This window comes from Acinetobacter sp. YH18001 (assembly GCF_013416975.1).
Classification (GTDB): Bacteria; Pseudomonadota; Gammaproteobacteria; order Pseudomonadales; family Moraxellaceae; genus Acinetobacter; species Acinetobacter pseudolwoffii.
Map to the genome: position 1 here is coordinate 127444 of NZ_VPEU01000002.1, position 11451 is coordinate 138894.

13 protein-coding genes are annotated in these 11451 nt (G+C 41.9%); 6 read left to right on the forward strand and 7 right to left on the reverse strand.

Annotation, left to right across the window (positions count from 1 at the left end):
• Positions 1–9: 9 nt before the first annotated feature.
• The 5 genes from FTV48_RS01605 to ispH all read right to left on the reverse strand — a co-directional run bounded on the left by FTV48_RS01605 (position 10) and on the right by ispH (position 3866).
• A complete protein-coding gene (locus tag FTV48_RS01605; protein ID WP_100355219.1) occupies positions 10–762 on the reverse strand; it encodes a hypothetical protein in 753 nt (250 codons plus the stop codon).
• A gap of 10 nt (positions 763–772) precedes the next feature.
• The gene (locus FTV48_RS01610; RefSeq protein ID WP_100355158.1) at positions 773–1729 is read right to left on the reverse strand and encodes a PilW family protein; all 957 of its coding nucleotides are present in this window, start codon (positions 1727–1729) and stop codon (positions 773–775) included.
• Positions 1730–2233 carry a type IV pilus modification protein PilV gene (gene pilV / locus FTV48_RS01615; protein WP_100355159.1) on the reverse strand — a complete coding sequence of 168 codons (504 nt, stop codon included), beginning with the start codon at positions 2231–2233 and terminating at the stop codon, positions 1730–1732.
• Positions 2233–2754: a prepilin-type N-terminal cleavage/methylation domain-containing protein gene (locus tag FTV48_RS01620; protein WP_100355160.1), complete on the reverse strand. Its 522-nt coding sequence runs from the start codon at positions 2752–2754 to the stop codon at positions 2233–2235. Before FTV48_RS01620 ends, pilV begins: the two co-directional genes overlap by 1 nt.
• Positions 2755–2915: 161 nt before the next feature.
• The gene (gene ispH, locus FTV48_RS01625) at positions 2916–3866 is read right to left on the reverse strand and encodes a 4-hydroxy-3-methylbut-2-enyl diphosphate reductase (protein WP_005168840.1); all 951 of its coding nucleotides are present in this window, start codon (positions 3864–3866) and stop codon (positions 2916–2918) included.
• 134 nt (positions 3867–4000) lie between these two features.
• On the opposite strand from ispH, the gene gmk reads away from it, so the two are divergent.
• The 6 genes from gmk (at position 4001) to bfr (ending at position 8866) form a co-directional block, all read left to right on the forward strand.
• Entirely contained in the window at positions 4001–4624 is a 624-nt protein-coding gene (gene gmk / locus FTV48_RS01630) for a guanylate kinase (protein ID WP_179999195.1), read from the forward strand.
• A gap of 76 nt (positions 4625–4700) precedes the next feature.
• Positions 4701–4982 (forward strand): DNA-directed RNA polymerase subunit omega, encoded by a 282-nt coding sequence (gene rpoZ / locus FTV48_RS01635; RefSeq protein WP_004650579.1) that lies wholly within the window; start codon positions 4701–4703, stop codon positions 4980–4982.
• Positions 4983–5200: 218 nt separating this feature from the next.
• The gene (locus tag FTV48_RS01640) at positions 5201–7306 is read left to right on the forward strand and encodes a bifunctional (p)ppGpp synthetase/guanosine-3',5'-bis(diphosphate) 3'-pyrophosphohydrolase (protein WP_179999197.1); all 2106 of its coding nucleotides are present in this window, start codon (positions 5201–5203) and stop codon (positions 7304–7306) included.
• A 75-nt stretch (positions 7307–7381) separates the two neighbouring features.
• A complete protein-coding gene (locus FTV48_RS01645; RefSeq protein WP_005263848.1) occupies positions 7382–7765 on the forward strand; it encodes a RidA family protein in 384 nt (127 codons plus the stop codon).
• A gap of 218 nt (positions 7766–7983) precedes the next feature.
• The gene (locus tag FTV48_RS01650) at positions 7984–8178 is read left to right on the forward strand and encodes a bacterioferritin-associated ferredoxin (RefSeq protein ID WP_004732422.1); all 195 of its coding nucleotides are present in this window, start codon (positions 7984–7986) and stop codon (positions 8176–8178) included.
• A 223-nt stretch (positions 8179–8401) separates the two neighbouring features.
• Complete coding sequence (gene bfr / locus FTV48_RS01655; RefSeq protein ID WP_179999199.1) at positions 8402–8866, forward strand: bacterioferritin; 465 nt, start codon at positions 8402–8404, stop codon at positions 8864–8866.
• Positions 8867–8915: 49 nt separating this feature from the next.
• On the opposite strand, the gene FTV48_RS01660 is transcribed toward bfr, so the two are convergent.
• Both FTV48_RS01660 and tfpZ read right to left on the reverse strand, forming a co-directional pair.
• Complete coding sequence (locus FTV48_RS01660) at positions 8916–10553, reverse strand: PglL family O-oligosaccharyltransferase (protein WP_179999201.1); 1638 nt, start codon at positions 10551–10553, stop codon at positions 8916–8918.
• An 86-nt stretch (positions 10554–10639) separates the two neighbouring features.
• Entirely contained in the window at positions 10640–11335 is a 696-nt protein-coding gene (gene tfpZ / locus FTV48_RS01665; protein ID WP_373683523.1) for a TfpX/TfpZ family type IV pilin accessory protein, read from the reverse strand.
• Positions 11336–11451 lie beyond the last annotated feature (116 nt).

The following is an 11451-nucleotide window of genomic DNA, read 5'->3' on the forward strand; positions in this document are numbered from 1 at the left end:
CTTCATCTCCTACGAGCTAGCTTTTAGCGAACGCAGACTGTATTCCATTTCTTGCGTACTATATGGAACACTTAGTTGTGATAAACAATCAGTAACAGTGTCATTTTTAACAAGCGGATCAACAAAACTGGTGTAGTCAGACAAACATCTGCTAACTTGCTTTAAACTAGCACTGCTTAAATTCGGCAGTATTGATGTTGCGGTAATGGCTACCTTTTGGATCCCTGTACTTTTTGAGCTTTCTTTATCATCACCTTCCATCATATGCTCCCAATCTCGTGAAGCATCTGCTGCGCGAACAGATACCTGAGTCATCACTGCCTGACGCCCACTAATAAAATCACTGCGTGTTATTTGACAAAAACCATTGGTTCCCAATTCACTATTTACGATGCTATTACCCTGCCAATAGGCTGAACTGGCAATACGACTTCCTGAAAAATTATCTGTAGAGGTTCCCCTAATACAAAATACAAGCTCTTTACCTTTATTTTCAGGTCTTAATACATAAGCCAACATACCATCCCCAATACGCATTTGAGCAAAGGTTAAATCATTGCTGGTCTTGTTTTCCAAAGTATAAAATACGGAATCACTATTTTGCATAAGCAGCGACTGAGCTTGTGCATTTGTTGAAATATTTAAAGAAGTAATACTTGAACGTATCGCCCACGTACCCGCAATAGCAATGACAACAATCATGACCAAAACAACGATTAATACTGCTCCGGACTGATTTTTCATATTATGTATCGTTTTCATATTGCCCATCCTATTGCTGCTTCTCTATACCAAAACCATTACGTATGGCAATTGTTTGGGTCACAATATTACGCATATACATCTTGTTTTTAACATCATCTTTAAGCTTGGCTTGCACATTTAAAACATTGTAAATTTTATCTTTATCATATAAATCATTTGCACCAATTGAATTTGTTGAACGAACCAACATTCCAACTTTAATCATTACGATTTGAGGTTTTGTAGTTAAGGCTTGATAGTCTTGAATAGATATATAACCAAAACAGCTCATGACACCATCCGCAACATCGGCTGCTGCACATTTATCTTGGGCTACGCCAAGCATGACTCCGAAATAATCAACACGTGGAATAATAATTTCACCCGTACCACTTAAATCAATTTTGGCAGGTTCATCGCCAGTATAAGTAAATGCCTTACAAGCAAGAGCAAATGGTTCATTTGGATCATTCGAAGCACTTTGTATAGTGTCTTTACGGACAAAGTATTTTTGAACGATATAACTACCAACCGGAATTTTTTGCCCTTCACAATCAAATTGAGCTTCCATCATATTTCTATATTGAATGACCAATTGATCACTATTGACTCCCTGGAGATTTGAAGTATTTGCCACTTCACCTTTTGACAAAGCATCTACAAGTACCAGATCAGCTAACCCAGCTGCAGTTCGCTTGGAAGTATAATTTCTACCATCTAGAACCACCCCACCATGAGTCACGGTATCATTTACCACCACATCCGATGCATTTAAGTTTGCCAACCGGACATCACGTACCACTGCTTCCAGACCAAACAAAGCATCACTTTGTAAATTTGACATTGCCTGCTGAGTAGAAACACTCTTTTGAGCTGTAAGTGTAAGTTGAATTGCAATAGCACTCACAATCAAGCCAAGAGCCAATGCAATCATTAGCTCCAGCAATGTAAAACCTTTATTCATTTGTGGAAGACTCATATTCATTTAATAAGCCTCCATGACTAAACATTGTGCATTAGCGACATAACTCCCTGAAGATGTAACACACTGATCAGTTGAGCTTTTTATATCAGTGTCTCCCCAAGCAACATAAATACAATTTAATGTAGATCCTTTGCAGGCATCTATTCTGAGCAGATGCCCTATATCTTTCGCTTTTATATTAATTTCTGAAGCATCATAGTCGGCCATCTTTTTGGCATTACAATTTGGGATATACCCAGATAAACGACCTACGCATCCTGTTTCACTGGTTTTCATTGCATTAATAGATATTTTATATTGACCCAATTCTGTTTTATTTACGCGCATTCGTTCTGCTAAATCACGTGCAATATTAATGGCCAGAGTTCTATCGGCAGCCTCATTTGCTGCATCCATCGCCCGCAACTGTAAAGCCGAAAAACCCAGTACTCCAATTGCAATTAGTAACAAAGCAACTAAAACTTCTATAAGTCCAACACCCGCCTGTTTTTTAGAATTATTCATTAGCATTGTCCTGATTTAATATCTGTTACAGTGCCATTCATAGACAATGAAATTATTCTGCTTTGATGAATTTCTGGATTACACAATGTAAATTTCAAAGGGATCCGAGTCTCTTTCAACTGTGGATTAGAATCAGGATCTTCGGGTATAGCATCGTTATAATCAGGGTTAGGAATCATTTTTACTCTTTGTTTTGGCTGACCAATTGGAGTAAAAATAACATCTGAAAAATCAACATCATTTGAAGTTGAATCTAGTAAAATTGTTTCTGATTCAGGTACCCAATACATCAATCTGGGAGTATTCTGACCTTGCTGAAATTTTAAAGTTACATTTGCTCTTAATGTTGTTGCCTGCACACGTGCTTGACTCAAAACAAAAGATAACCCTCTTGTTTCTGCATCCAGCTTTCTCTTTGCAATCAAATCCCCAAACGAAGGCGCAGCCATCATGGCAACAATCGCCAACACTGCAATCGTCACCATCAGCTCAATTAACGTAAATCCCTTATTCTTTTTCATCCCGCCCCCAAAGCAACAAAACTTTACCCTATTAAAAATAATATCTCACTTAATTACAAAACATACACACAACAGATAAAAGGTATAAAAAAACAGATAATTGCCAAAAAGCAATTATCTGTCAATTCCTAAAAAATTCAGAATGTTAAGTACTTAACACTTTAGGCTTGAGTTACCGGAATACGTAACTCTTTAGGTAAACTAAATGTAATATTCTCTTCACGACCATCCAGCTCTTTAGGTGCTTGGGCACCCCAATCCTGTAAACGCTGAATGACTTGTTTAATCAGAATTTCTGGTGCAGAGGCTCCGGCGGTTACTCCAATCTGGGCATTTTCTTCAAACCATTCCTGTTTGAGTTCATCGGCATTATCAACCAGATAGGCCGCTTTACCCATACGTTCTGCCAACTCACGCAGACGGTTGGAGTTTGATGAATTTGGCGAACCCACGACAAGTACCACATCACAACGCTCGGCTAGATCTCGTACTGCATCCTGGCGGTTTTGGGTGGCATAGCAAATATCATCTTTACGCGGCCCTTGAATTAAAGGGAATTTTTGGCGTAAAGCATCAATCACTTTCGCCGTATCATCAATCGATAAGGTCGTTTGCGTGACAAAAGCCACTTTTTCAGGATGATGCACAGTTAAGGCAGCAACATCTTCTTCATCTTCGACCAGATAAATTTCACCACCATTTTTCTTGTCATACTGACCCATGGTACCTTCGACTTCAGGGTGACCTTCATGACCAATCAGAATGGCTTCTACGCCTTCACGCGCATATTTGGTCACTTCAATATGCACCTTGGTCACCAATGGACAAGTCGCATCGAAAACTTTTAAACCACGGCGTTCGGCTTCAAGTTGTACCGCCTTGGAAACACCATGTGCGCTAAAAATCACAATATTGTCATCGGGCACTTCATCAAGTTCATCAACAAAGATCGCGCCACGCTGACGTAGGTCATCGACTACAAATTTGTTATGTACCACTTCATGCCGTACATAAATCGGTGGATTAAAGCATTCTAGGGCACGGTTCACGATCGCAATGGCACGATCTACACCAGCACAAAAACCACGTGGGTTGGCTAAAACAATTTCCATAGAATCCTCAATACTCACACCATTTTTAGCGGTTCAATTGAAATAAATGTAAAACAATCGACTGGTAACTATTTAGTTTAAAGCCGGTCTACTCTAAAATAGAGAAGATATTTTATCATATCAGGAAAAATATCATGTCGGGTCTCTTGTTTGTCGTTTCTGCAGCGTCTGGAACAGGCAAAACATCCCTTGTTAAAGCCCTACTTGAGCGTGTCAATAACCTTCACGTTTCTGTGTCCCATACCACACGCGGTCAACGACCTGGCGAACTCGATGGCGTGCACTATCATTTCTCCCAGAAAGACGATTTTTTAAATCTGGTCAATGAAGGTGGTTTTATTGAATACGCAGAAGTATTCGGTAATTACTACGGTACCGCGCAGGCGACCGTTAAAGAACAACTGGCCAAAGGCCATGATGTGCTGCTGGAAATTGACTGGCAAGGTGCACAACAAGTCCGTCGACTTTTTCCTGAATCTCAACAAATTTTTATCTTGCCACCAAGTCAGTTTGACCTACGTGAACGTCTATCTAACCGGGGTACGGACACAGTTGATGTGATTGAACATCGTCTGAGCTGTGCAGTGGAAGATATGCAGCAATATAGCAACTTTGACTATATTATTATCAATGATGACTTTAACAAGGCACTGCATGATCTCGAAGCGGTCATTATCGCCAACCGTTTGACCTTGTCGCAGCAAGCCAATCGTCATGAAAAACTGATCCAGGCTTTAATTACACCGAGCGCCGAGTGATTAAAACTTGAGTCTCTAGGCAAAGCCTTTTATACTGTGCAGTCTGTTAAAATTTACTATTCAAACGAGAATTCTTATGGCACGCGTAACCGTTGAAGATTGTTTAGACCATGTAGACAACCGCTTTGAGCTTGTACTAGTGGCAAGCAAACGCGCGCGTCAATTGGCACGTCAAGGCATTGAACCGACTGTGGAATGGGACAACGACAAGCCGACTGTAGTGGCTTTGCGTGAAATCGCTGCAGGGCATGTGTCCAAAGATATTTTAAAACAGCGTGATCAGGATTACCAAACTTCGAGCTTGGATCTGGCACTTTCTGCAAACAACCTTAATCTGGATGGCTTTTCTTTCCAATAAGCCCTCCTCCTGAAAAAAAGCCTAGTTTAAAACTAGGCTTTTTTTGTTTTCTGGCTTTTATATTTATGCTAGAACGGTTATAACTTAACAGTTAGCTCCCGAGTTTGTCCCGGTTTTCTGCTTTTAAGCATGAAAAAAATTGACAAGCTTTATGATTTCGATTTCATTAGAGCTTTCAGTTTTTTGTTTGTAAGAAAATCCAGTTTAAAAGGTGTTTTATGCCAGGGCCACAGGTCAGTCAAGCCAAGCAACAATTACATATCATTATCGACGCGTATTTAAATGAAAGCGAAGTCGAGCGTGTGCTTGCGGCTTGTGATTATGCAGATCTGGCCCATGAAGGTATTACCCGTAAAAGCGGCGAACCCTATATTCTGCACCCGATTGCGGTAAGCTGTATTTTGGCTCATATGCGGCTGGATACTGAAACCCTGATGGCCGCCCTGCTGCATGATGTTATTGAAGATACTGACTTTAACAAAGATGATATTAGCGAGACTTTTGGTTTTACCGTGGCCGAGCTGGTCGATGGCGTGACCAAACTCAGCCATTCCAGCGATAAAGAATATAATAAAGCCGCGTCATTCCGAAAAATCCTGCAAGCCACCTTACAGGACCCACGTGTCATTATTGTGAAACTGGCTGACCGCTATCACAACATGACCACTTTGGAGGCGCTGCGCCCGGACAAACGTGCGCGTATCGCCCGCGAAACCTTTGAAATTTTTGTGCCGATGGCACGTATTGTCGGCATGAATGAAATGGCCGACAATCTGGAACATCTGTGTTATCAGAATCTTGATCTGGACATGTATAACAACGTTCAGGCAGCGCTGTTAGAAACCAAGCCAAAACGTTGTGAATATCAGGCGATCTGGGAACAAAAGCTGAATGATCTCTTAGAAGACTATAAAATTGAAGGTCGAATCAAAAAGAAAAATAACAATATTGAGCTGTTACGTCATTTTGTTAAAAATGATATTGACCTGCAAGAGCTGACCCATAGTCATGCATTTGAAATTATTTTACAAAGCATTGCAGATTGTGACCGTCTGGCAGAAATTCTGACTCAAAGCTTTAAAATTCAAAGCTATGAAGATCATATTCGCCGTCCATTACCCGGTGGCAACCAGTCCTTGATGATGCGTTTAAAAGGTGAAAAAACCACGTTATCGCTCACCATTCAAACCGAACTGATGCGTAAAGCCGCACGTTTTGGTGTGGTACTGGGTGAAAATGCCCCGCAAGCCTGTCGTTCTGCAATTCAGGCCTCGATGCAAAATCTGAACGTGTTGGTCGATGGTGAATGTGCCAAAACCACCTTTAGTGAATTACTGGATTATCTGCATCAGGAAAAGATCTGGGTGTATACCCCGCATGGGCATTTACACGAATTGCCACAAGGTGCAACAGCGGTTGATTTTGCTTATGCGGCCAGCCTGTTCCTGGGCAACCATGCCATCGGGGCGAAAATTAACAATGAGACCAAACCGCTCTCTACCCCGCTAGTCAGCGGCCAGGTGGTCGAAATCATTACTGATGTCCTGGCAACCCCCAACCCGGACTGGCTCAGCTTTATCAACACCCAGAAAGCCCGCCGTGCCATTCAGAATATCTTGCGCGATCAGGATCTGGACGAACAGCGTCTGGTCGGTCAGCAAGCACTGAATCGTGCCCTAAAACTGTTTCATCGTTCGATCCGGGATCTGACCGAAGCGGACTGGAAAAACCTGCTGGAATGGCGCCATATTGCCACTCAAGAGCAGCTGTTTGAGCAGATTGCAGTCGGTGACTTATTGCCGCAACTGGTGGCCAATCATTTATTCGCCCAAGACCAGCATCAAAACATTGCCAGCTCAGGGCGCCTGATTCAGGGCACTGAAGGTGTAGATGTCAAATATGCACATTGCTGTAATCCGGTGCTGGGCGATCCGATTCAGGGTCATTTGACTCGTCGTGGCCTGATTGTGCACCGTTCACGCTGTCATAACCTGCTGCATGAACAGCATCAGCACCCTGAAAATATCATGCCCTTGCAGTGGACTGCCGACGATCTGGACGATATCAGCTTTAGCGCCTATCTCAGCATTGATCTGGCCATGGATGATGAGCAGATTTCCGACCTAATTTATCAATGTCGTAAAGCACATTCAGGGGTAGAGATGGTACGCACCCAGGATGAGCAGACCTATGTCAATATCGTGGTGCATAACCGCAAACAGATTGCCCAGATCATCCGGGACCTGCGTATGTATTTCGGTTTTCCAAGAATTACCCGTCTGACCCGGCCGGTCATTCTGAGCGAAGCCTCTAAAGCGAGTTAATCATTTAAAACGATAATGCTGTTGTCGGTTGAACTGATCGAATATGATGCATGTTGATGATAAAAGGAGAAATTCATGTCCCGCCAAGTAATCCATACTGAAAATGCCCCTGCTGCGATTGGTACCTATTCGCAAGCTATTTTAGTGGGGGATACCCTATATCTATCCGGTCAAATTGGTCTGGATCCTTATAGTATGGAACTGGTTGAAGGCATTGAAGCTCAGATTCGCCGTGTATTCGACAACTTGAAAGCGGTGTGTGAAGCGGCTGGCGGCTCTTTGGCAGACATCGCCAAACTGAATATCTATCTGACCGATTTATCGCACTTCCAGCTGGTGAACCAGATTATGGGTGAATATTTTGCCCAGCCTTATCCAGCACGTGCAGCACTCGGTGTTGCCAGCCTGCCAAAAGATGCTCTGGTCGAGATGGATGGCGTTGTTATCATTCAGCAATAATTTTTAAAATTTATGTAACACCTAAACTTCTATATTTCGTTTGCAATCATGAATCACTCAAGCAAAAACCCGAGCAATAATCGGATTTTTGCTTGAGTGATATTTTTTTATCTAAATCACCAATCATAATAAAAGCTATTTCAAATGATTTTTATTGACAAACGATAACAATTATCAATAATATTACTTATCTTATTTAAACACTGTGGTTGTGTCCTATGTACGTTTGTTTATGCCGTGGCATTACAGATCAAGACATTAAAGATGCTATTGCAAATGGCGCTGAAACGTATCGTGATGTGCGCGATATATTGGACTTGGGAACCTGCTGTGGCCGCTGTGCGCCAGAAGCCCGTATGATCATCAGTGATGAAGTTTCACAAATTGCGGCCCGTTTGGCTGTGGCCGCCTAAACCGAATAAAGATAATCATAAATCAATGATCTCAGATCATTCCTCCTCCCCCGCCTCTGACTCTGGCGGGTTTTTATTGCCGTTGATCTAAGCCTGGATCGATTTGATTGCGATTTTCATTTGCTGTTCTATAAATTACTCGCCATTGCCCCCTGACTTGCTTTACTATCATCATTAGAGCGCTTTCTTAGAAAGATAAAACAGGTTCAAATGGAGTTATGTGATGAAAGGCAATCGTGATGTGATTAATCAGCTCAATCAGGTGTTGTATCACCACCTAACTGCAATTAACCAGTATTTCCTGCATTCACGCATGTTTAATGACTGGGGCATTGAGAAACTGGGCTCGGCAGAATATAAAGAATCCATTGTGCAGATGAAGCATGCCGACAAGATTATTGAACGGATTTTATTTTTAGAAGGTCTGCCAAATTTGCAACATCTGGGCAAACTGTATATCGGCCAGCACACTCAAGAAGTGCTGCATTGTGATGTGCGCAAAGTCAAAGAAAATATCGAAACCATTCATAAAGCTGTGGCACTGGCTGAAACTGAAATGGATTATGTGACCCGCGATCTGCTACAGGAAATTCTGGAAAAAGAAGAAAACTATCTGGACTGGACGACCACGCAAATCGACCTGATTGAAAGTGTGGGTATCGAAAACTATATTCAAAGTCAGCTCTAAGATTCGACTCACAATAAAAAAAGCCAGCATCTGCTGGCTTTTTTTATACTTATTGGCGTGGCATATCCCTAGTCACTTCTGCATAGCTAAGTTCAGTTTTCTGAATCGTATTTAAACGCTGAAGTTGATGCTGTGCTTCATCTACATAGCCGTTATAAGCCAATAAACGAATATATTTTAAAAAGTTGTATTTGGTTGGATAGCTCACCACCAGCTTTTCATATTGATGAATTTCATCTTCGCTCATCTTGCGATAAGGATTGACCCGAATCCAGGCAATCCGATGATTAAATTCAGTCAGCAGATAAATCGGCTTTTCATTAGTGATCTTTTCAGGCTGCATTTCATAACGAATACTTTGTCCGAGTTTTGGCACCGCAACATCATAATCACGGTAAATCACGAGCAATAAGATCAATCCAAGGCTGAAAGTCAGTTTCATCCATATCGAAGGCAACGTAACCGTTTTAATTTTTGGATTCTGTGCCAAGACCGTCCCCAGAATAAAACCAACTGGCAACAGGAAATAGGCATAGTGCTGTGGAAACTCAAACATGGCATGCGTGACAAATGTCCCGATCATCAGAATCCCAATCACAGACTCTGGGGTATCGACCCAGCGTTGCAGCTGATAACCCAAATAACCAAAGTAGGCCAAGAAAGGCAAACCGATGAGCAGTCCATTCCAGAGTAAAAAATCTAGAATAAAATTATGTGCGCTACGAATCCAGACCGGACCTTGCACCGTATCACTAATCGAGACAAAAGCTACGCTGGTCTGATACCAGCCATAGCCAAACCATGGCTGCGCCTGAATTGCAGCCAGCATCTGCTGCCAGATCGCGAGACGTGACATATCGCCAGTGGCACGCGACACCACATCCCGACTTTGCACCACATCCGCATCCATCGCCTGTGCAGCGAACTGACTGAGTAATGGAAAAGCCACGATACAGGCAATAAAGAAAATGAACCAAGCTGTGCTGTAGTACCATTTCAGACGAATAATGCCTTTATATTGATAGAACGCCAGATACAGTATGATCGCAATCGCAGCGACCCAAGCAGTACGCGACTGACTTAACGCCACTCCCATAATAATCACTGCAGCGCAGGCAAATAACCATTTGGTCTGGATTTTTTTCTTTTCATATAAGTAAAGGCAGCTCATCAATGCCATGACTAAAAAAGTCGCCATATTGTTCGGCTGGGCAAAGTTGGCATAAGGCCGTTGACTACCACTGACATTCACCATACCTGGCAATATTGCATCCAGATTTGTCCATTGGCAAAGTGCGATAATGCCTGTGACTGTACCTGAAGCCAGAAACACATAACTCAAGTTAGTGAAAGTTTCTTCCCGGCTAGAGTTTCCTGTTGACAGGTTATAACCCAACACACTTGCCAGCCAAAAGCCAAACACGAAAATAAAGCCCAGCATAGCGGTGCTAAAGAAAAACACCTGCCCTGCGAGTAAATGTACAAGAGGAACACAGGCGAGTAGCGATAATGGCAAAGCAACTACTGGTAATTTTAGTTTTTCTTTTAGACAGCTTGCAGCGAGCGCAAATAACGCAAAGAAGGCATACAGCTCCCCCGTATAGGTGACCCATGGACGATAATGGATAGGCATAAGCCATGCAAGGGAGATCAGGATTGCGGCAAGAAGGGCGAGCGTGAATTTCATGGAAATATCAAGCAGTGGAAGTTTGGCACATGATAAACAAAAAGCAGATTAAAGGGTAATCTGCTTTTTGAGAGAAATATTAGAGTTTAGTTCCAAGGCCGTAGATCAACGATTTTAATGACTTCAGCTTTTTCCTTATCTATCAGCACCACCATATCTACGGCATTGGCTTTTAAAGGCAGCCAAGCATCGGCTTTTGGATATTTTGCTAAAGTTTTTTCAACTTCTGTTTTTGAGTTGTACTGTTCCAATTCTTTAAGTGGCAATGCACGTTGTTGAATTTGGGTTTTAGCTTGAGTCAGCTCTACATAGCGTTCTGGACGCTGTGCAATAGAAATACCATTAAAAACCTCTGCAAACATATCCTCACTACGTTGGTTAGCATCTTTAGAAAACTCCGTAGCGACAAATTGCGGTTTAAACCATGAAAGTTGTTGGAATTGAGACTGTGCTTGATCTAAATGCTCTGTCACAATTTCATTTTTGCGTACTAACTCAAAACGATCAACATTATAAACTAACCACACAGGCCGGCCTTGTTCAATACTAAAAACCCCATAGCAAAGTGCTGCAATTTGAATAGTTATGATCACACTGAGGTCAAATTTAAGTGTTTTTTTACCTTCTTTATAGACTAGCCAGCCCAATATTGGCCCAATAATGACATCAATAGCCAACATCATGAGGAAAATTTGAGTGACACCCACTGCTGTAGCTAAAGGAGTTGGGTACCATACAAAAAATACGACACCAACCACAATGAGAGAGATAACAAATTGCATATGCGACAAACAATAAAATTGTATTAGAGTATTCAATATTTATTGAAGAACTTTTATTAAATAATAATAAAATAGCCCCCATAATAAAAATGTGACTAAACTGCGGAACCCCACTT

Bases quoted from the DNA above. Each gene is read 5' to 3' on its own strand.
- ispH (WP_005168840.1), bottom strand. From the start codon at position 3,866: ATGGAAATTGTTTTAGCCAACCCACGTGGTTTTTGTGCTGGTGTAGAT.
- FTV48_RS01605 (WP_100355219.1), bottom strand. From the start codon at position 762: ATGAAAACGATACATAATATGAAAAATCAGTCCGGAGCAGTATTAATC.
- FTV48_RS01650 (WP_004732422.1), top strand. From the start codon at position 7,984: ATGTACGTTTGTTTATGCCGTGGCATTACAGATCAAGACATTAAAGAT.
- FTV48_RS01645 (WP_005263848.1), top strand. From the start codon at position 7,382: ATGTCCCGCCAAGTAATCCATACTGAAAATGCCCCTGCTGCGATTGGT.
- FTV48_RS01610 (WP_100355158.1), bottom strand. From the start codon at position 1,729: ATGAATATGAGTCTTCCACAAATGAATAAAGGTTTTACATTGCTGGAG.
- FTV48_RS01640 (WP_179999197.1), top strand. From the start codon at position 5,201: ATGCCAGGGCCACAGGTCAGTCAAGCCAAGCAACAATTACATATCATT.
- pilV (WP_100355159.1), bottom strand. From the start codon at position 2,233: ATGAATAATTCTAAAAAACAGGCGGGTGTTGGACTTATAGAAGTTTTA.
- tfpZ (WP_373683523.1), bottom strand. From the start codon at position 11,335: ATGCAATTTGTTATCTCTCTCATTGTGGTTGGTGTCGTATTTTTTGTA.
- FTV48_RS01660 (WP_179999201.1), bottom strand. From the start codon at position 10,553: ATGAAATTCACGCTCGCCCTTCTTGCCGCAATCCTGATCTCCCTTGCA.
- FTV48_RS01620 (WP_100355160.1), bottom strand. From the start codon at position 2,754: ATGAAAAAGAATAAGGGATTTACGTTAATTGAGCTGATGGTGACGATT.
- gmk (WP_179999195.1), top strand. From the start codon at position 4,001: ATGTCGGGTCTCTTGTTTGTCGTTTCTGCAGCGTCTGGAACAGGCAAA.
- rpoZ (WP_004650579.1), top strand. From the start codon at position 4,701: ATGGCACGCGTAACCGTTGAAGATTGTTTAGACCATGTAGACAACCGC.
- bfr (WP_179999199.1), top strand. From the start codon at position 8,402: ATGAAAGGCAATCGTGATGTGATTAATCAGCTCAATCAGGTGTTGTAT.